The sequence below is a fragment of the Janibacter sp. Soil728 genome (assembly GCF_001428305.1).
Classification (GTDB): Bacteria; Actinomycetota; Actinomycetes; order Actinomycetales; family Dermatophilaceae; genus Janibacter.
Genome location: NZ_LMRZ01000006.1, coordinates 91,496 through 110,786, shown reverse-complemented (window position 1 = coordinate 110,786; position 19,291 = coordinate 91,496). Strand labels below are relative to the sequence as shown.

The 19,291-nt window shown below is 68.0% G+C and carries 15 protein-coding genes; 10 read left to right on the top strand and 5 right to left on the bottom strand.

The genetic code is table 11. The features are described 5' to 3' along the window. Positions 1-219: 219 nt before the first annotated feature. From ASG73_RS13730 to ASG73_RS13710, 5 genes are all read left to right on the top strand, one after another. A complete protein-coding gene (locus tag ASG73_RS13730; RefSeq protein ID WP_235499463.1) occupies positions 220-1,812 on the top strand; it encodes a peptide ABC transporter substrate-binding protein in 1,593 nt (530 codons plus the stop codon). A gap of 170 nt (positions 1,813-1,982) precedes the next feature. Continuing rightward, positions 1,983-2,912 carry an ABC transporter permease gene (locus tag ASG73_RS13725; protein WP_055996364.1) on the top strand — a complete coding sequence of 310 codons (930 nt, stop codon included), beginning with the start codon at positions 1,983-1,985 and terminating at the stop codon, positions 2,910-2,912. Next, positions 2,905-3,897 (top strand): ABC transporter permease, encoded by a 993-nt coding sequence (locus tag ASG73_RS13720; RefSeq protein ID WP_055996361.1) that lies wholly within the window; start codon positions 2,905-2,907, stop codon positions 3,895-3,897. Before ASG73_RS13725 ends, ASG73_RS13720 begins: the two co-directional genes overlap by 8 nt. A 19-nt stretch (positions 3,898-3,916) precedes the next feature. Continuing rightward, positions 3,917-4,927 carry an ABC transporter ATP-binding protein gene (locus tag ASG73_RS13715; RefSeq protein WP_055996359.1) on the top strand — a complete coding sequence of 337 codons (1,011 nt, stop codon included), beginning with the start codon at positions 3,917-3,919 and terminating at the stop codon, positions 4,925-4,927. Then, on the top strand, positions 4,920-6,074 hold the full coding sequence (locus ASG73_RS13710; protein ID WP_055996356.1) for an ABC transporter ATP-binding protein: 1,155 nt from the start codon (positions 4,920-4,922) through the stop codon (positions 6,072-6,074). The genes ASG73_RS13715 and ASG73_RS13710 overlap by 8 nt, the downstream gene beginning before the upstream one ends. A 111-nt stretch (positions 6,075-6,185) precedes the next feature. Here the strand turns inward: ASG73_RS13710 and ASG73_RS13705 are convergent, their stop codons facing one another. The 5 genes from ASG73_RS13705 to ASG73_RS13685 form a co-directional block, all read right to left on the bottom strand. Further along, positions 6,186-7,334, bottom strand: a complete 1,149-nt coding sequence (locus ASG73_RS13705; protein WP_055996353.1) for an ABC transporter ATP-binding protein — start codon at positions 7,332-7,334, stop codon at positions 6,186-6,188. Then, positions 7,331-8,386 carry an ABC transporter ATP-binding protein gene (locus tag ASG73_RS13700; RefSeq protein ID WP_055997537.1) on the bottom strand — a complete coding sequence of 352 codons (1,056 nt, stop codon included), beginning with the start codon at positions 8,384-8,386 and terminating at the stop codon, positions 7,331-7,333. The genes ASG73_RS13705 and ASG73_RS13700 overlap by 4 nt, the downstream gene beginning before the upstream one ends. Positions 8,387-8,391: 5 nt before the next feature. Next, the gene (locus ASG73_RS13695) at positions 8,392-9,390 is read right to left on the bottom strand and encodes an ABC transporter permease (protein WP_235499462.1); all 999 of its coding nucleotides are present in this window, start codon (positions 9,388-9,390) and stop codon (positions 8,392-8,394) included. Continuing rightward, the gene (locus ASG73_RS13690; protein WP_055996350.1) at positions 9,387-10,394 is read right to left on the bottom strand and encodes an ABC transporter permease; all 1,008 of its coding nucleotides are present in this window, start codon (positions 10,392-10,394) and stop codon (positions 9,387-9,389) included. The genes ASG73_RS13695 and ASG73_RS13690 overlap by 4 nt, the downstream gene beginning before the upstream one ends. A gap of 91 nt (positions 10,395-10,485) precedes the next feature. Continuing rightward, a complete protein-coding gene (locus ASG73_RS13685; RefSeq protein WP_055996347.1) occupies positions 10,486-12,144 on the bottom strand; it encodes an ABC transporter substrate-binding protein in 1,659 nt (552 codons plus the stop codon). A gap of 303 nt (positions 12,145-12,447) precedes the next feature. On the opposite strand from ASG73_RS13685, the gene typA reads away from it, so the two are divergent. From typA to ASG73_RS13660, 5 genes are read left to right on the top strand one after another with little or no spacing between them, the layout of a single operon-like run. Then, positions 12,448-14,343, top strand: a complete 1,896-nt coding sequence (typA, locus tag ASG73_RS13680) for a translational GTPase TypA (RefSeq protein WP_055996345.1) — start codon at positions 12,448-12,450, stop codon at positions 14,341-14,343. 13 nt (positions 14,344-14,356) lie between these two features. Beyond that, the gene (locus tag ASG73_RS13675; RefSeq protein WP_055996342.1) at positions 14,357-16,105 is read left to right on the top strand and encodes an ABC transporter substrate-binding protein; all 1,749 of its coding nucleotides are present in this window, start codon (positions 14,357-14,359) and stop codon (positions 16,103-16,105) included. Beyond that, positions 16,102-17,013, top strand: coding sequence for an N-acetyl-1-D-myo-inositol-2-amino-2-deoxy-alpha-D-glucopyranoside deacetylase (gene mshB / locus ASG73_RS13670; RefSeq protein ID WP_055996339.1), 912 nt, complete (start codon positions 16,102-16,104; stop codon positions 17,011-17,013). The genes ASG73_RS13675 and mshB overlap by 4 nt, the downstream gene beginning before the upstream one ends. Then, complete coding sequence (locus ASG73_RS13665; protein ID WP_055996335.1) at positions 17,010-17,498, top strand: flavin reductase family protein; 489 nt, start codon at positions 17,010-17,012, stop codon at positions 17,496-17,498. The genes mshB and ASG73_RS13665 overlap by 4 nt, the downstream gene beginning before the upstream one ends. A 5-nt stretch (positions 17,499-17,503) precedes the next feature. Next, entirely contained in the window at positions 17,504-19,255 is a 1,752-nt protein-coding gene (locus tag ASG73_RS13660; protein WP_055996332.1) for a VanW family protein, read from the top strand. Positions 19,256-19,291 lie beyond the last annotated feature (36 nt).

The following is a 19,291-nucleotide window of genomic DNA, read 5'->3' as shown; positions in this document are numbered from 1 at the left end:
TGACGGGAGGGGTGCCGGAGTGGTCACCGAAGAGTCACAGTTGTGTCTCACAGCACACTCGATCGTGGCCACAGGGTGCGTCGTGGTTTTTGATGGCTCGTGCAGCCGCGGATCGCGGCTGCACCCAGGGGTGGACCCGGACCGTCGGGAAAGCCGATAGACCCGCCCTTCCCGGCGGAATGACGTAGGAGGACATCCATGCGAGTGAAGTCTCGCGCGATGGCAATCGCCAGCATCTCCGCGGTCGCGCTTCTCGCGACCGCGTGCGGTGGCAGCAGTGACACGGACAGCACCTCGGGCGGCACGGCCGGAGGTGCGATCGTCTCCGGTGGCTGCAACCCCGAGAACCCGCTCGTCGCGGGCAACACCGCTGAGACCTGTGGTGGTGACGTCCTCGACGTCCTGACCGCCAAGCTCATCCACTACAACCCCGAGACGGCGCAGCCCGAGAACGACATCGCCGAGTCGATCGAGACGAAGGACAACCAGACCTTCACCGTCAAGATCAAGAAGGGTTACAAGTTCCACGACGGCACCGAGGTGCTCGCCAAGAACTTCGTCGACGCCTGGAACTACACCGCCTTCGGGCCCAACGGCCAGCAGGGTGGCTACTTCTTCGAGCCCGTCGAGGGCTTCAAGGAGGTCTCCGACCCCAAGTCCAAGGTCAAGAAGCTCTCCGGCCTCAAGGTCGTCGACGACCACACCTTCACCATCAAGACCACCACGCCGGTCTCCAACCTGCCGCTGCGTCTGGGCTACACCGCCTTCGCCCCGCAGCCGGACTCGTTCTTCGACGACCCGGAGGCCTTCGGCAAGAAGCCGGTCGCCGCCGGTCCGTACAAGTTCGACTCCTGGGAGGAGAACTCCGCGATCGTCGTCAGCAAGTTCGACGACTACTCGGGTGACTTCGGCGGCAACTCCGACAAGATCACCTTCAAGATCTTCCAGGACGCGGACGCGGAGTACACCGCCCTGCTCGCCGGTGAGATCGACGTCGTCCGTCAGATCCCGCCGAGCGCGCTCATCGACAACAAGTTCAAGACCGACCTGGGTGACGGGCGTTACCTCGAGAAGGAGAACTCAACCTTCCAGTTCGTCGGCATGAACTACCACGTCGACCCGAAGCTGAAGAACGTCAAGGTCCGTCAGGCGATCTCGATGGCCATCGACCGGCCGACGATCGTCAAGCAGATCTTCAACGACGCCTACACCCCCGCCACCGGCTGGGTCTCCCCGGTCGTCGACGGCTACAAGGCCGGCGCCTGTGGCGAGTACTGCGAGTTCAACCCGGAGAAGGCCAAGAAGCTCCTCAAGGAGGGCGGCGGCTACGACGGCAAGCTCACCCTGTCCTACAACGGTGACGGCGGCCACAAGGAGTGGACCCAGGCGGTCTGCAACTCCGTCAAGAAGTCCATCGGCATCGACTGTGTCGCCACCCCGTCCGTCGACTTCAAGACCATCTTGACCAAGCTCGGCAAGGACGAGGTCAAGGGTCTCTTCCGCATGGGTTGGGTCATGGACTACCCGTCCATCGAGAACTACCTCTCGCCCATCTACGGTGCGACGGCGAGCTCGAACTACTACGGCTACGACAACGCCGCCTTCCAGAAGAAGATGAGCGAGGCTGGCGCTGCGGACACCCCCGAGGCGGCCAACAAGCTCTACCAGGAGGCCGAGGGTCTGATCGCCAAGGAGTTCACCACGATCCCGCTGTGGTACGGCAAGACGATCATCGGGTGGTCGGACAAGGTCACCGACGTCAAGGCGACCCCCTTCGGTAACCCCGACCTGGCCGCGATCAAGGTCAAGTGACCCAGCCCCTGGGCTGATTCAGCACGACGCCGGCCGGCCATCCCTTTTCGTGATGGCCGGCCGGTGGCGTGCATGCCGGACGCCGGGAAGCGACCGGCGTCACACCGTATGAGATAGCCTCTCCCGGCACCCCGGGCATGAGGTGCGTACCAGATCCGAAGGAGGTGCTCGTGGGCAAGTACATCGTTCGCCGGTTGCTGCAGATGATCCCGGTGGTCATCCTTTCCACGTTCCTGATCTACGCCATGGTCTTCGCCATGCCGGGTGACCCCACGGCAGGCAAGTGTGGCGAGCGGCCTTGTCCCGCGGCATACATCGAGAAGTTCAACGCCAAGTACCACCTGGACGAGCCACTGCCGGTCCAGTACGGCTACTACGCGAAGAATGTCGTCCAGGGTGACCTGGGCGAGAACCAGTACGGCCGTCCCGTCGCGGAGGAGCTCAGCGAGCGCTTCACGGTCACGGCCAAGCTCGCCGTCATGGCGCTGATCTTCGAGGGCGTCATCGGTATCCTCGCGGGTGTGCTCGCGGGACTGCGCAAGGGCGGGTTCATCGACAACCTGGTCCTGATCAGCACCCTCTTCGTCATCTCGGTACCCATCTTCGTCACCGGTTTCGCCGCGCAGTACTTCCTGGGTCTCAAGTGGGAGATCTTCCCCGCCCTGGCGACCGGCAAGGACCCCAGCCTCTTCTCGTTGGTCCTGCCCGCGATGGTCCTCGGGTCCACCTCGTTGGCCTACATCGCCCGTCTCATGCGCAGCAACATCGCTGAGAACATCAAGTCCGACTACGTGCGCACCGCCAAGGCCAAGGGCCTGACCCCGCGCCGTGTCGTCGGGGTGCACACGCTGCGCAACTCCCTGATCCCCGTGGTCACCTTCATGGGCTACGACTTCGGCGCCCTGCTCGGCGGCGCGATCGTCACCGAGGGGATCTTCGGGATCAATGGCGTGGGCGGTTACATCTTCAAGGGCATCCAGAACCGCGACGGCATCGCCGTCGTCGGCGCCGTGACCGCTCTGGTCATCGTGTACCTCCTGATGAACCTGCTCGTCGACCTGCTCTACGGTGCCCTCGACCCGAGGATCAGCAATGACTGACAAGACCACGGCGCAGGGCGCTACCCCGGGCGGCCCCGGCAACGACGAGGCCGACGCCACCACGACCCGTGCGGCCGTCGTGGCCGAGGCAGCCGATGGCACCTCGCGCTCGCTGACCGCCGACGCCTTCCGCTCGCTGCGGCGCAACCCCTTCTTCTGGATCTCGAGTGCACTGATCGTGATCTTCATGCTGATGGCCGTCTGGCCCTCGCTCTTCACCACCTATGACCTGGGCTTCAACGACCTCAGTCGCTCGCGGGAGACCCCGAGCGGGGCGCACTGGTTCGGGACCGACACCCAGGGCGCGGACATCTACACGCGCACCGTCTACGGCGCGCGCGCCTCGATCCTCGTCGGTGTGCTCGCCACGACCGGCGTGCTGCTGCTGGGTTCCCTGCTCGGCCTGATCGCGGGGTACGTCGGCGGCTGGGTGGACACGCTCATCAGCCGTCTCGGCGACATCTTCTTCGCCATCCCGCTGCTGCTCGTCGGCATCATCTTCCTGTCCTCCCTGCAGGACACCCCGACGCTGCTGGGCATCCCGATCCAGGGCTACTTCGGCGTGATCTTCCAGGTCGTGCTCGTCTTCGTCCTCTTCGGCTGGCCGAGCCTGATGCGCTTGATGCGCTCGTCGGTCATCCAGGTCAAGCCCAACGACTACGTCCAGGCAGCTCGTGCCCTCGGTGCCACGCCGATGCGGATCATCCGTCGGCACGTCCTGCCCAATGCGATGGCTCCGGCGATCGTCGTCGCGACGATCAACCTCGGTGCCTACATCGCGGCTGAGGCGACGCTGTCCTTCCTGGGCATCGGCCTGCGGCCGCCGACCGTCTCCTGGGGTGTGATGATCAACGACGGCCTGACGCCGCTGCGCGCATCGCCGCACATCCTCTTCTTCCCGGCCCTCTTCCTCAGCATCGCGGTCCTGGCCTTCATCATGCTCGGCGATGCCGTGCGTGATGCCTTCGACCCCAAGAGCCGCTGAGAGCAAGGTGAGTGAGCACATGAGCACACAGACGACACCTGCGACCGGTGAGCAGCACCTGCTCGAGGTCGAGGACCTGCACGTCGAGTTCCACACCAGCGAAGGAGTGGCCAAGGCGATCAACGGCGTCGACTTCAGCCTGGACGAGGGGGAGACCCTCGCGATCCTGGGCGAGTCGGGGTCGGGCAAGTCCGTGACCGCGCAGGCGATCATGGGCATCCTCGACATGCCCCCGGCCACGATCCCCGCCGGTCGCGTCCTCTACAAGGGTCAGGACCTGCTGACCATGCCCGAGGAGGAGCGGCGCCTCACGCGCGGCCCGGAGATCTCGATGATCTTCCAGGACGCGCTGAGCTCGCTGAACCCCGTCTTCCCCGTCGGGTGGCAGATCGCCGAGATGTTCCGCGTCCACCGCGGGGTGAACAAGGCCGATGCCTACGCCCAGGCCATCAAGCTGATGGAGCGGGTCAACATCCCGGCCGCCAAGGACCGGGTCAAGGCCTACCCCCACCAGTTCTCCGGGGGGATGCGCCAGCGCATCATGATCGCCATGGCGATCGCCCTGGACCCCAAGGTCCTCATCGCCGACGAGCCGACGACCGCGCTCGACGTGACGGTCCAGGCCCAGATCATGGCCCTCCTGCAAGAGTTGCAGGAGGAGTTCCGGATGGGTCTGATCCTCATCACCCACGACCTCGGCGTCGTCGCCGATGTCGCCGACCGCATCGCGGTCATGTACGCCGGGCGGATCGTCGAGCGGGCCGAGGTGGGCGACATCTACGCCCGCCCCGGACACCCGTACACCAAGGGCCTGCTCGAGTCGATCCCTCGTCTTGACCAGAAGGGGCAGAAGCTCTCCGCCATCGGTGGCCTCCCGCCCAACCTCACGCGGATCCCGCCGGGCTGCGCCTTCCACCCGCGCTGCGTGATGGCCCAGGACATCTGCCGGACCGAGCGGCCCGAGCTGCTCGACGTCGGCCCGCAGCGCCAGTCGGCGTGCCATTTCAGCCAGGAGGTGCTTGATGCCTGAGGTGATCCTCAAGGCCAGTGGCCTGAAGAAGCACTACCCGATCAAGGGCGGCGTCCTGCGTCGCACGGTCGGTCACGTCAAGGCCGTCGACGGCGTCGACTTCGAGCTCTACAAGGGTGAGACGCTCGGCATCGTCGGCGAGTCCGGGTGTGGCAAGTCCACGCTCGGTCGCCTGCTCATGCGACTCGAGGACCCCACCGAGGGCACGGTCGACTTCGACGGCGTGGACATGTACGCGCAGTCGGGCAGCGACATGCGGCGGCTGCGCCGCGACATCCAGATCGTCTTCCAGGACCCGTACACGTCGCTCAACCCGCGACGCACCGTCGGCGAGATCGTGGCCGAGCCCCTGGAGATCCACTCCGACGTCGTCCCCAAGGGCAACCGGCAGGCGCGTGTGCAGGAGCTGCTGGAGCTCGTGGGGCTCAACCCCGAGCACATCAACCGCTACCCGCACCAGTTCTCGGGAGGCCAGCGTCAGCGCATCGGCATCGCCCGTGGCATCGCGCTCAACCCCAAGGTGCTCATCTGCGACGAGCCGGTCTCCGCGCTCGACGTGTCAGTGCAGGCCCAGGTGATCAACCTGATGGAAAAGCTGCAGGACGAGCTGGGGCTGTCCTACATCTTCATCGCGCACGACCTGTCGGTCGTGCGGCACATCTCCGACCGGGTCGGGGTCATGTACCTCGGTCGCATGGTCGAGATCGGTGACGAGGACGACATCTACTCGCGCCCCACGCACCCCTACACGCAGGCACTGCTGTCCGCTGTGCCCGTGCCGGACCCGTCGCTGCGCGGCAAGCGGGACCAGATCGTGCTCCAGGGGGATGTGCCCTCGCCGGCCAACCCTCCGTCGGGCTGCCACTTCCACACGCGCTGCTGGAAGGCGCAGGACATCTGTCGCACGGAGACCCCCGTGCTGGAGCTGCGTCCCGACGGTGTCGGCCAGCACCTCTCCAAGTGCCACTTCGCGGAGCCTCGGGTCATCGTCGAGACGACGGACGTGAGCGGGCAGGACCAGGACTCCCTCTTCGCCGGGCAGGGCATGGTCGACTCGACCGACGCGGCCGCCGCCGGTCGGACTGGCGGTGCGGGTGCAGGTGTACCCGACACCGACACCTCGACCGCTGGCGCCAGCGGTGTCTGAGCACTGACGCACGCACGAAGGGGGGCGCCCCACCGGATGACCGGTGGGGCGCCCCCTTCGTGCTGCGTCTGTAACTAACCTGCATTGCCCTAGGGCAATGCAGACGAGCGGTCAGGCGAAGGGGAGGTCCCCCGTCAGGCGCTCCGCCTCGGCGTCCGCCGCGAGCTGGGTAGCGGTCTCGTCGACCTTGGCGGTGACCGAGTGCGGCTGGATCTCGCCGGTCTCGATCTGCTCGGCCCAGTGGCAGGCGACCTTGTGATCGGCGCCCTGCACGACCCGCAGCTGTGGTCGCTCGGTGTCGCACAGGGTCTCCTGGCGCCACGGGCAGCGGGTGTGGAAGCGGCATCCGGACGGCGGGTTGGCGGGCGAAGGGAGGTCACCGCTCAGCAGGATCTGCTCACGTGAGTCCTCGACGACGGGGTCCGGCACCGGCACTGCCGACAGCAGCGCCCGCGTGTACGGGTGCCGCGGCGTGGCGTACAGGTCGTCGGCGGGGGCCTCCTCGACGAGTCCGCCGAGGTACATCACCCCCACGCGGTCGGAGATGTGCCGCACGACCGCGAGGTCGTGTGCGATGACGAGATAGGTGAGCCCGTACTCCTCCTGCAGGTCCGACATCAGGTTGATGACCTGGGCCTGCACGGACACGTCGAGTGCCGAGACCGGCTCGTCGGCGACGATCAGCTCCGGGTTGACGCTCAGCGCCCGGGCGATGCCGATGCGCTGGCGCTGGCCGCCGGAGAACTCGTGCGGATACTTCTTCAGGGCAGCGGTGGGCAGACCCACGTCGGCGAGGAGCTGGCGCAGCCGTGGCTGGGCCTCCTTGGCATCCTTGACGATCCCGTGCGCCTTCATCCCCTCGACGAGCAGGGCCTCCACGCTCTGCCGCGGGTCGAGGCTGCCCATGGGGTCCTGGAAGACCATCTGCAGGTCCTTGCGCCGGCGGCGCAGCTCCTCACCCTTGAGCGTGGAGATCGGCTGGCCGTCGAAGGTCACCGTGCCCGCGGTGGGGGGCTCCAGGTGCAGGATCGCCCGGCCGAGCGTCGACTTGCCGCACCCGGACTCGCCGACCAGACCGTAGGTCTCGCCGCGTCGGATCTGCAGGTCCACACCGTCGACCGCGTAGACGTGTCCCACGACCTTGTCGAAGATGATCCCCTTGGTGATGGGGAAGTGGACCTTGATCCCGCGGACGTCGACGAGTACCTCGCCGGGAGTGCCGCTCGTGGGTGCGTCGGTCATCGTGGCGTCGGTGGTCATCGGACCTCCTGGGTCGTCGTGCCCTCGGCGGGGGAGGGGTCGCCCGCGAGCGGGTTGAAGCAGCGCAGTGCCCGGCCACCGGGGGCCACGGCCAGATCAGGGGTCTCCTCGCGGCAGTGCTCGACGGCATTGGCGCACCGGGGGGCGAACGCGCAGGCGCTCGTCCACGGCAGGTTGTCGGAGACGGAGCCCGGCACCGGGGTGAGTCGGGTCCCGCGCTCGTCGTCGAGGCTCGGCACGCTCGCGAGGAGGCCACCCGTGTAGGGGTGGCGGGGCTCGGCGAAGAGGTCGTGACGCTCAGCGCGCTCGACGAGACGTCCGCCGTAGAGGACATTGATCTCGTCGCACAGCCCGGCGACGACGCCGAGGTCGTGGGTGATCATGATCAGTGCCGTGCCGGTGTCCTCGACGAGCTCTCGCAGCAGCGCGAGGATCTGCGCCTGGATCGTCACGTCGAGGGCCGTCGTCGGCTCGTCGGCGATGAGCAGCCGTGGCTCGCAGGCCAGCGCCATCGCGATCAGGGCACGCTGGCGCATGCCGCCGGACAGCTGGTGCGGGTACTCCTTGAGCCGGCGGTCAGGGTCGGGGATGCCCACCTTGTCGAGCATGTCGCGGGCGTGCGGCGTGGCCTCCTTGCGGGACATGCCCTTGTGTCGCTCGAGGACCTCGCTGACCTGGCGACCGATGGGCACGACGGGGTTCAGCGAGGACAGCGGATCCTGGAAGATCATGCTGATGTCCTTGCCGCGCTTGGCGGTCATCTCCTTGTCGGAGAGCGACAGCAGGTCCGAACCGCCGTAGGTGACGGTGCCGGTGACCCGGTTGCCGCGCGGGGGCAGCAGCCCCATGATCGCCAGCGAGGTCACCGACTTGCCGCACCCGGACTCGCCGACCAGGCCCACGGTCTGCCCGGGGCGCACGTCGAAGCTCAGCCCGTCGACGGCGGTGAAGGGACGCTCGTTCTTGATGCCGAAGGTGACCGAGAGGTCGCGCACGGACAGCAGCGGCTCGTCGCCGCGTCGGGACGTGGGGGAGGTGCTGGGGGAGGTCATGTCGCTCACCGCCTGCTCTTGGGGTCGAGGGCCTCGCGAAGCGACTCACCCATGAGGGTGAAGCCGAGGGCGACGACGATGATGCACGCCGCCGGGTAGAAGGCCAGGTGCGGGTTGTCATAGATGTACTGCTGGGCCTGCCCGAGCATCTGGCCCCACTCGGGCTTGCTGTCGTCGGGGTTGCCGAGGCCGAGGAAGGACAGCGCCGCGGCATCGATGATCGCCGTGGCCAGCACGAGCGTCGCCTGCACGATGACCGGGCCGAGCGAGTTGGGCAGCATGTGCCGCAGGATGATCGCCGACCGCTTGACGCCGAGGGCTCGCGCCGCGAGGACGTGGTCCTTGCCGCGTTGGGCGAGCATCGACCCACGCAGGAGGCGGGCGAAGATCGGGACCTGCACGACGGCCACGGCGATGATCACCGTCCACTGGCTGGGCTCGGCCGCCAGGGCCGAGATCGACACTGCCAGCAGCAGCGACGGGATCGAGAGCATGACATCGACGATGCGCATGACGACGGAGTCGACCCAGCCGCCGAAGGCTCCCGCCACGGTGCCCAGGGTGAGGCCGCCGATGAGCCCGAAGAGCGTCGCGAAGACCCCCACGAGAAGCGTCTGCTGGCTGCCGACGAGCAGGCGCGAGAGCAGGTCTCGTCCGGAGTCGTCGCCGCCGAGCGGGAAGCCCGGCTCGGGCCCCGGGATGGGGTTGCTCTGCCGGCTCACCTTGTCGATGAGTGGGTTGTCGGCTGCGTCGTGCGGTGCGATCCACGGCGAGAGCACGGCGAGCAGGACGAAGGCGACCGTGATCGCCAAACCGGTGAGGAAGATCGGGTTGCGCCGCAACCGCCGCCAGGCGGAGGCGATCAGGCCGACGCCGCCGGAGTCGTCGACGGTACCGGCCTCCGCGACGGTCGTGCCGCCGCTGGTCGCGGCGAGGTCGTCGATGCGTTGCTTGCGGCGGGCGCCCAGCCCGCGGGGCCGGTCGGGCATCTGGGAGTCGTTCATCGGGTCCTCACTCGGGGGTCGACGACGGCGTACAGGATGTCCACGAGCAGGTTGACCAGCACATAGGTCAGGGCCGCGACGAAGACGAGCAGCTGCAGCACGGGGTAGTCACGCAGGGTGAAGGCGAACTTGAGTGCCTCACCGATGCCACCGAAGTTGAAGACCGTCTCGGTGAGGACGGCGCCGGCGAGCAGCGCGCCTACCTGCAGGCCCACGGCGGTGATGACCGGGAGAAGTGCATTGCGCATGATGTGGCGACCGCGCACGACGCGGTGACTCAACCCCTTCGCCTGGGCGGTGCGCACGAAGTCCTCGTCGAGGACCTCCAGCACCGACGCGCGGGTGATGCGGAAGATCATCGCGAAGGGGATGGACGCCAGCGCGATGCCGGGCAGGACCAGGTGTTTCAGGGCGTCCCACGCGGCATCCCACTCACGGGTGAGCAGACCGTCGAGGACGAAGAAGCCCGTGACCTGGGTGGCATCGGGGATGCTCGACCGACCGGAGACCGGGAGCCAGCCGAGCTTGATCGCGAAGACGTACTTCAGCAGGAAGGCGAGGAAGAAGACGGGGACCGCGACACCGATGAGCGACACGACGATCGAGCTGTTGTCGAGGAAGCTGGCGCGCTTCTTGGCTGCGAGATAACCGAGCGGGATCGCCACGACGACCGCCAGGAGGAGCGCGACGACGCTCAGCTCCACGGTCGCGGGGAAGCGTTCGATGAGGATCGAGGTGGCCGTCTTTCCGGGCTGCACGCCCGTGGAGACGCCGAAGTCACCCTGCAGCGCCCGGGTCAGGAAGCGCCAGTACTGCACCGGCAGAGGCTCGTTGAGCCCGAAGGCCTCGGTCAGGCGGGCGCGGGACTCGGGGGTCGCGCGTTCGCCGAGCATCGCCGAGACGACCCCACCCGGGAGGGCACGCAGCCAGGCGAAGAGCAGGATCGAGAGGACGAAGAGGACGACGACCAGCTGTAGCAGTCGCCGGATGATGAACTTCAGCACGTGTGTGCGCTCCTGACGTGGATCGCGGACGAGGGCCGCCTCGACCAGATGGTCGAGGCGGCCCCGTCACGAGGTCACCTACGGGTGTGGCTCACTTGCCGCCGACGGTGACGGTGGAGAACTCCTCGGCCGTCAGCGGGCTCGTGACCAGCCCCTTGACGTCCTTGCTGACCACGATGGCCGGCGGGGAGTGGGAGATCGGCGCACCGGGGACGTAGTCCTCGGCGATCTTCTTGTTGATCGCCTCGTACTTGGCCGAGCGCTCCGCCTCGTCGACGGTCGAGTCCGCGTCCTTGAGCTCCTTCGACAGCTCCTTGCCGTAGCCACCCGCCACGGTGCTGAAGTCGTTGAGCTTGGCATTGCCGAAGAAGGTGCCGATGAAGTTGTCGGCCGAGTCGTAGTCACCGGTCCAGCCCAGCAGCCAGGCGTCGTACTTGTGGGCGTCGACGTTGTCGAGGTACCCGCCGTTCCACGGCTTGGTGGTGACCTCGACCTTGATCCCCGCCTTTTCGAGGTCCTTGCGGATCGCCTCGTGGATCTTCTGCGGGTTGGGCATGTACGGGCGGGTGACCTCGCTCGGGTAGGCGAACTTCAAGGTCATGCCCGTGGCGCCGGCCTCCTTGAGCAGGGCCTTGGCCTTGGCCGTGTCGTACGGGTAGGGCTCGAGGTCCTTGTTGTACCCGCTCACCGTGTCCGGCATGAACTGCGAGGCGGGCGTGGCGCCCTCAGGCAGCTGGGACTTCACGAGCTGGTCGCGGTTGATCGCGTAGTTGATCGCCTGCCGCACCCGCACGTCCTTGAGCTTGGCGTTGGCCTCGGGCTGCAGGCCCAGGTAGAGGATGTTGAAGGGGTCGCGGACCTCGACCTTGTTGCCGGACTCCTCCAGGCCCTTCCAGTCCACCGGGTTGGGCAGGTCGTAGCCGTCGATGCTGCCGGCCTCGAGCTCCTGACGACGGGTCGACTCGTCGGGGATGATCTTGAAGACGATCTTCGCGGTCTTGGCCTTCTCGCCCCAGTAGTCGTCGTTGCGCTTGAGCGTGACCGTCTTGTTGGCGGTGTCGTACTTCTCCAGCGTGTAGGGGCCGGTGCCGACAGGATTCTCGGAGTTCGCCGGGTAGACGAAGCCCTCGCCCTGCACCTTGACGTCGTTGGCCTTGCCCTCCTTGAGCGCCTTGGGCGACTGCATCGCGAAGGAGGAGAGGGAGAGCATCGCCGGGAACTTGGAGGTGGCGGACTTGACCTTGATGACGACGGTCTTGGCGTCCTTGACCTCACACCCGTCGTAGAGGGCGTCCTTGCCGAAGCCGCCCATGCCGGTGCTCCAGTACTCGGCCGGGCCGGACTGGGCCGCTTCGTTCTGGTTGGCCATCCGCTCGAAGTTGGCGCACACGGCCTTGCCGTCGAACACCTCGCCGTCGGTGAACTTCACGCCCTCGCGCAGGTGGAAGGTCCAGTCCTTGCCGTCCTTGGACGGCTCCCAGGACTCGGCCAGGCCCGGGCCGAGCTCGGCGCTTCCGGGCTTGACCTCGACGAGGCCCTCGAAGATCTGGCGGGTCACGCGGAAGGTCTCGCCATCGGTGGCGTAGAAGGGGTCGAAGACCTCCGGGGCGCCCGCGGCGCCGAAGGTGAAGGTCCCCCCGGTGTCACCGCCGTCGGAGCCCGAGTCGTCACGGTCGCTCGCGGCGCACGCACTGAGCGTCAGTGCGGTTGCTGCCAGAGCGGCCAGCGGGGCTGCTTTCCTCATCGACATGTTTCCTCGCTCTTGTGGCCGGCCCCGGCACCATTGCCGGGGTGGGGCACCCGTGGGCGCGATGGTGATCCACCGCACACTGGGGCTGGTCGGGCAATCTAGCCAACATCCGGTCCGGACGGGGAGATACGCAGCAGTTTTGCGGGATTGTGACCTCTTTCCCGATGTTTGTCCGGTGGCAGCCGCGGTGCCTCCCGGGACGGCGCGAAGGGGGTGGCCTCGCCCGTCCCCTTCGTGGCTCGTGCGTCACACCTCAGGGCAAGCATTTGGGGAGAGGCCGTTTCTGCTGAGAGAATCCCTGACATGCCCATGATCTCCCGCAGCGACATCCGCAATGTCGCCATCGTCGCCCACGTCGACCACGGCAAGACCACCCTCGTCGACAAGATGCTCTGGCAGGGGGGTGCCTTCGGCGAGCACGACCACATCGACGAACGCGCGATGGACAGTGGTGACCTCGAGCGCGAGAAGGGCATCACGATCCTCGCCAAGAACACGGCGATCCACTACAACGGCCCGTCCGCCGCGGCGCACGACGCCCCCGACGGCGTCACGATCAACATCATCGACACCCCTGGTCACGCGGACTTCGGCGGCGAGGTCGAGCGTGGCCTGTCCATGGTCGACGGTGTCGTCCTGCTCGTCGACGCGTCCGAGGGCCCGCTGCCCCAGACCCGCTTCGTCCTGCGCAAGGCGCTCGCCGCGAAGCTGCCGGTCATCCTGGCCATCAACAAGGTCGACCGTCCTGACAGCCGCATCGCCGAGGTCGTCGACGAGGCCTACGAGCTCTTCATGGACCTCGAGGCCGACGAGGACCAGATCGAGTTCCCCATCGTCTACACCTCCGGCAAGAACGGCGCCGCGAGCCTCAACCGTCCGGACAACGGCACCCTGCCGGACAACGACGACCTCGAGCCGCTCTTCCGGACGATCATGGAGACGATCCCTGCCCCGTCCTACGAGGACGACGCCCCGTTGCAGGCGCACGTGACCAACCTCGACTCGAGCAACTTCCTGGGTCGTCTCGCTCTGCTGCGCGTCTTCAACGGCGAGCTGCGCAAGGGCCAGCAGGTCGCCTGGTGTCGTCACGACGGCACGCAGGAGCGGGTGAAGATCACCGAGCTGCTCATCACCGAGGGCCTGGAGCGCAAGCCGCTCGACCAGGGTGCTGCCCGCCCGGGCGACATCATCGCCATCGCCGGTATCCCCGAGATCATGATCGGCGACACCATCGCCGACGTCGACAACCCGATCCCGCTGCCCGTGATCACCGTCGACGAGCCGGCCATCTCGATGACGCTCGGCACCAACACCTCCCCGCTCGTGGGACGCGGCGAGACGAAGAACACCAAGGTCACCGCCCGCATGGTCAAGGACCGCCTCGACAAGGAGCTCGTGGGCAATGTGTCGCTGCGCGTCCTGCCGACCGCGCGTCCGGACGCGTGGGAGGTCCAGGGCCGTGGTGAGCTCGCCCTGGCCATCCTCGTCGAGCAGATGCGTCGCGAGGGCTTCGAGCTGACCGTCGGCAAGCCGCAGGTCGTCACCAAGGAGGTCGACGGCAAGGTGCACGAGCCGGTCGAGCGCCTGACGATCGACACCCCCGAGGAGTACCTCGGCGCGATCACCCAGCTGATGGCTGCCCGCAAGGGCCGCATGGAGCAGATGACCAACCACGGAACCGGCTGGATCCGCATGGAGTTCCTCGTGCCTTCCCGCGGTCTCATCGGGTTCCGGACCGAGTTCCTCACCGAGACGCGAGGCGCGGGCATCGCCAACCACGTCTTCGAGGGCTACGAGCCGTGGTTCGGCACCATCACCACGCGCGTCTCCGGGTCGCTCGTGGCCGACCGCTCCGGTCCGGTCACGGCGTACGCCATGGTCAACCTGCAGGAGCGCGGATCCCTCTTCACCGAGCCGGGCACCGTGGTCTACGAGGGCATGATCGTCGGCGAGAACTCGCGCGCCGACGACATGGATGTCAACATCACCAAGGAGAAGAAGCTCACCAACGTGCGCGCCTCCTCCGCCGACAACTTCGAGAAGGTGGTTCCGCCCCGCAAGCTGACCCTCGAGCAGTCGCTCGAGTTCTGCCGCGAGGACGAGTGCGTCGAGGTCACCCCGGACACGATCCGTATCCGCAAGCTCGTGCTCGACGCCAACCTGCGGGCGCGCACCGCCTCCAAGGCCCGCAACTCCTGAGAAGGGAGCGCCCATGAGGCGCATCGCTCGAGGACTCATCGCAGGAACAGGTGCACTCGCCCTCGTGGCGAGTGTCTCTGCGTGCACCACTGACGAAGGGGGTGGCGCGGGCTCCGCAGCCACCCCCTCCGCCGGGCAGGTCAGCGGTCCGAAGGACCGGCTGACGGTGCTCTCGACCGGTCCGGTACAGGCATGGGACCCGCAGCGGATCACGCAGCGGCAGGTCGCCGGGTTCGCCTCGCGCACCTGGATGCGCACGCTCACCGCCTACACCCCGGCGACCGCCCTGGGGGGTCAGCGCAAACTTGCGGGTGACCTCGCGACGAGCTCGGGCAAGGCCAGCAAGGACGCGTCGACGTGGACCTTCACCCTGCGCAAGGGCGTCACCTGGCAGGACGGGTCCCCGATCACCTGCAAGGACGTGCGCTACGGCGTCGCGCGCTCCTTCGACCCGGACATCTCCTCCAGCGGCTACGCCCTGACCTTCCTCGACATCCCCAAGAAGAAGGACGGCAGCTCCACCTATCCCGGCCCCTTGGCGAAGGGAGGGACCTCCAAGGCCGCCCGCAAGCTCATCAACGAGGCCGTGGAGTGCAGGGACGAGCGGACCGTCGTCTTCCACCTCGACGAGCCGGTCGGGTACTTCGACGAGGTCGTCTCGCTGCCGGAGTTCGCGCCGTACAAGGCGTCGCACGAGGCCAAGGACGCGACCTACGAGGCCTTCTCGTCCGGTCCCTACCAGCTGTCTGACGGCTGGACACCCAGCACCGGGGGCACCTGGGTGCGCAACCCGAGGTGGAAGCGCGCGTCGGACCCCCTTCGCACCCCCGGGCCCACCACGATCCTGCACAAGGAGGGGGTCGCGGCCAAGGACGCCGTCGAGACCATCGTCGACGGCGACGACGGCGGGCGCACGCTCGCCCTGGACCCGGTGCCCACCGTCCTCGGGCCGGCGATCGACGAGGCGGGCGAGCGCGCCCAGACCGTCCAGGTCGACGGGCAGCTCGTCGACTACCTGGCGGTCAGCACCCGCAGCAAGGCCATGAAGTCCCCTCGGGTGCGCCGCGCGCTGGCCGAGGCCACCGACCGCGAGGCCTACAACCAGGCGCGTGGCGCCGCCTCGGGGACGCCGACGTGGTCCCTGCTCGGGGCCGCGCTGCCAGCCGCCCACGAGGACGTCGCCGACCACGGACCGTCCGGCGACCCCACGCACGCGCGCGCGCAACTGGTCAAGGGCAAGGTCAAGACGCCCGTCAGGATCACCGTCGCCTATCGGGGTGGGGGCACCATGGACGACGCCATGCAGGCGCTCGAGCGGGGGTGGGACAAGGCCGGCTTCGACGTGACCCTCAAGGCACTGGGCGAGGACTACTTCACCCAGATCGGCAAGCGCAAGGTCGCGGAGGACTACGACGTCGTCTGGGCCAACTGGGGCCCGGACTTCCCCTCGGCGAGCACCGTCCTGCCGCCTCTCTTCGACGATCGGATCAACCTGAGCAAGACCTCGGTGGGCCGCGACTACGGACTGTTTGCCGACAAGAAGGTGACTGCCGCCATGGACAAGGCGGTCGGCACGCGTGACCGCACGTCCAGCGCCGCGCAGTGGAGCGCGATCGACACCGGCCTGCTCGAGGACGGCGCCTACATCCCCCTTCGGCAGAGCCGGTTGTCGTATGTCGCCGGGTCCGAGGTCACCTCGCTCATCGGCAACCCCGTCTACGGCGGTTCGCCGGAGATGGGCGTCATCGGGGTGTCCGAGTGACCGCAGCAGCGCCGGTCCTCGTGTCCGGGCGGTCCGCGCGGCTGCTCTTCGTGCACGCCCATCCTGACGACGAGATGCTGGCGACCGGGGTCGCGATCGCCCACCACATCACCGCCGGCGACGAGGTGCACGTGCTCACGTGCACCCTCGGAGAGCAGGGCGAGGTCATTCCGCAGGAGCTCGCCCACCTCGACGCCGACCACGAGGACACGCTCGGTGAGTTCCGTCGCGACGAGCTGCGCGGAGCCATGACCACGATCGGCGCCCACAGCACCGTCCTCGGTGAGGACCCGGCGGTGGGCAGGCTCTCCCGGTGGCGTGACTCCGGCATGGCTGGAACCCCGAGTGCGCTCGACCCGCGCGCCTGGGTCCGCTCGGACGACGTGCATGCGGTCGCGGCCGTCACCGCGGGCATCGAGTCCGTCGCACCCGACCTCGTCGTCACCTATGACGCCCGGGGCGGTTACGACCACCCCGACCACGTCCGCACCCACGAGGTGACCCGTCGCGCGCTGGCCGGCATGGACGAAGGGAGCCGCCCGGCCCTCTTCGCCGTCCTCACCCCGCGGTCGTGGGCCCGGGAGGACCGTGAGGTCCTGGCCGTGGTCGACGAGGTGCGCGGCCTGGGCTGGGCGCTGCCGACGGGGGACTTCCCCCCTTCGGTCGTGGCGGACGACGTGGTGACCCACGCCATCGTCGACGAGACCGCGGTGGAGCGGCAGACCGCCGCGCTGCGCCACCACCGCACCCAGGTCACCCTCGGGCCGCGGGGGACCTACGCGCTGTCCAACGACATCGTCGCCAGGCTCTCCGGGCGAGAGGGCTATGCCCGCCTCGACGTGGCCACGGGCGAGCCGCTGCCGGCCCTGGTCCCGGGCGAACGGCCGCCGCTGGTGGCCCGCCGATGAGCGGTCCGACGCCGACGAGCCTGCGCCACGCGATGGCGCACTTCGCGACCGGGGTGACCGTCGTGACGACCCTGGAGGACGGCCACGACCACGCGATGACCGCCAACTCGGTCACCTCCGTCTCCCTCGAGCCACCGCTCGTCCTGGTCTGCGTCCAGCAGGACAGCGGCTGGCACGATGCCGTGGTCTCGTCCGGGGTGTGGGGTGTCTCGATCCTGCCGGTCGGGGCGCGTCCGACGGCGACCTGGCTGAGCACGGGCGGGCGGCCGCTCTACGGGCAGCTGTCCGGCATCCCGCACCATCGCGGCGAGCTCGGGGTGGCGCTCGTCGACGACGCGCTGGCCACGCTCGAGTGCCGCACCACCGCCCTCCACGAGGCCGGGGACCACACGATCGTCGTCGGCGAGGTCATCACGAGCCTGGCGGATGCCCGTCGGGATGATCCACTGATCTACTACCGCAGCCGCTACACGAGCACGAGGTGACCAGGATGAGCACGCACGAGAGCTGGACGGACAGCGAGGAGGTCGTGGGCCGCCGGCGAGGAGGTCGCACCTTCTTGGCCGTGGCCTTCGTCCTGGTGGTCCTCGCGGGCCTGTATGTCGCCGCGGCGCTGTACTTCGCCGACCGGGTGCCGGCCGAGACCCGCATCGGTGGGGTGGCCGTCGGTGGCCAGACCCCCGACGAGGCGAGCCAGACCCTCGAGAGTCGTCTGTCCGACGAGGCGGCCCGCAAGGTCGCCGTGACCGTCGCCGGCAAGAAGGTCGAGCTGGCCCCCGCGGACTCGGGCCTGACCTACGACTACGCGGCCTCCGTCGAGGGTCTCACCGGCTTCAGCCTCAACCCGGCGGACCTGTGGAACCACGTGCGCGGTGGCGTCGACCGTGAGGTCGAGGTCGATGTCGACAAGGCCGCGCTCACCAAGGCCGTCGACGCCAAGACCAAGGCTCTGGACAAGAAGCCGGTCGAGGGCAAGGTGACACTCGAGGGCGCGACGATCAAGAAGACGGCGTCGGCGCCCGGGCTCACCGTCGATCGTGCCCACGTCGTCGACTCGATCGCGCAGGACTGGCCCCAGCAGCGATCCTTCGACGCGCCGACCAGCGCACCGGCCCCCGAGCTCAGCCAGACCGAGATCGACCGTTTCGTCAAGGACGACCTCGCTCCCCTCGTCTCGGGACCCGTCACCGTCACGTCCACCGACCCCACGGGTGAGGGCGCGGCCAAGGACATCTCCTTCTCCGTGCCGGCCGACCAGCTGGCCGCGGCCGTCTCGATCACCAACACGGACGGCAAGCTCTCTGCCACCGTGGACGAGAAGAAGGTCGGTCAGGCAGCGATCGACGCGGGCAAGGCCTCCGGCAAGTTCCGGTCGGCCAAGGACGCGACCGTCGTGCGTCACGGGTCGGGCTTCGAGGTCACGCCGTCGAGCACGGGGCTGGCACTCACGGAGGACGGCATCGGGGCCAAGGTCGTCGCCGCCATGAAGAAGTCGGGCGATCAGCGCACCCTCGACGTCGCGTCGAAGGAGTCGCAGCCGCAGCTGACGACGGCGCAGGCGAAGAAGACCCTGCCCAAGGAGCAGATCTCCACCTTCACGACCTACCTGCCGAGCACCACCGGCGTGCGGGCCGACAACATCCGTCTGGCTGCACGCAGGCTCAACGGCGCCTACGTCGCCCCGGGCGCGACCTTCTCGCTCAACCAACAGCTGGGGCAACGCACCGCAGCCGCGGGTTACGGCAAGGCCGGCGTCATCATGGGTGGCCGACTCGCCAATGACTACGGCGGCGGCATCTCGCAGCTGTCGACGACGCTCTTCAACGCGGTCTTCTTCTCCGGCGCCAAGATCGAGGAGTTCCACCCGCACTCGTTCTACATCTCCCGCTACCCGGAGGGTCGCGAGGCGACGATCTCCTGGCCCAATGTCGACAACCGCTTCACCAACGACACCGGCGCCGGGATCCTCATCACCGCGGAGGTCAACGGCAACGAGGTCACGGTGTCCTTCCACGGTCGCAAGGCCTACGACGAGATCAAGGCCGGCAAGAGCGCCCGCAAGAACATCACCCCGCCCAAGAAGATCGTCGACGACAAGAAGGGCTGCGTCCCGCAGTCACCCGCCCCGGGCTTCTCCGTCGACATCACCCGGACCTTCATCAAGGATGGCAAGACGGTGAAGTCCTCGACCTTCACCACCCGCTACATCCCCCAGGACAGCGTCACCTGCACCAACCCGTGAGCCCCGCTCTCGAGCGTCCGCGACGCTCGCGGGCAA

Bases quoted from the DNA above. Each gene is read 5' to 3' on its own strand.
- ASG73_RS13730 (WP_235499463.1), top strand. From the start codon at position 220: ATGGCAATCGCCAGCATCTCCGCGGTCGCGCTTCTCGCGACCGCGTGC.
- ASG73_RS13720 (WP_055996361.1), top strand. From the start codon at position 2,905: ATGACTGACAAGACCACGGCGCAGGGCGCTACCCCGGGCGGCCCCGGC.
- ASG73_RS13715 (WP_055996359.1), top strand. From the start codon at position 3,917: ATGAGCACACAGACGACACCTGCGACCGGTGAGCAGCACCTGCTCGAG.
- ASG73_RS13710 (WP_055996356.1), top strand. From the start codon at position 4,920: ATGCCTGAGGTGATCCTCAAGGCCAGTGGCCTGAAGAAGCACTACCCG.
- ASG73_RS13705 (WP_055996353.1), bottom strand. From the start codon at position 7,334: ATGACCACCGACGCCACGATGACCGACGCACCCACGAGCGGCACTCCC.
- ASG73_RS13700 (WP_055997537.1), bottom strand. From the start codon at position 8,386: ATGACCTCCCCCAGCACCTCCCCCACGTCCCGACGCGGCGACGAGCCG.
- ASG73_RS13695 (WP_235499462.1), bottom strand. From the start codon at position 9,390: ATGAACGACTCCCAGATGCCCGACCGGCCCCGCGGGCTGGGCGCCCGC.
- ASG73_RS13685 (WP_055996347.1), bottom strand. From the start codon at position 12,144: ATGTCGATGAGGAAAGCAGCCCCGCTGGCCGCTCTGGCAGCAACCGCA.
- typA (WP_055996345.1), top strand. From the start codon at position 12,448: ATGCCCATGATCTCCCGCAGCGACATCCGCAATGTCGCCATCGTCGCC.
- ASG73_RS13675 (WP_055996342.1), top strand. From the start codon at position 14,357: ATGAGGCGCATCGCTCGAGGACTCATCGCAGGAACAGGTGCACTCGCC.
- ASG73_RS13665 (WP_055996335.1), top strand. From the start codon at position 17,010: ATGAGCGGTCCGACGCCGACGAGCCTGCGCCACGCGATGGCGCACTTC.
- ASG73_RS13660 (WP_055996332.1), top strand. From the start codon at position 17,504: ATGAGCACGCACGAGAGCTGGACGGACAGCGAGGAGGTCGTGGGCCGC.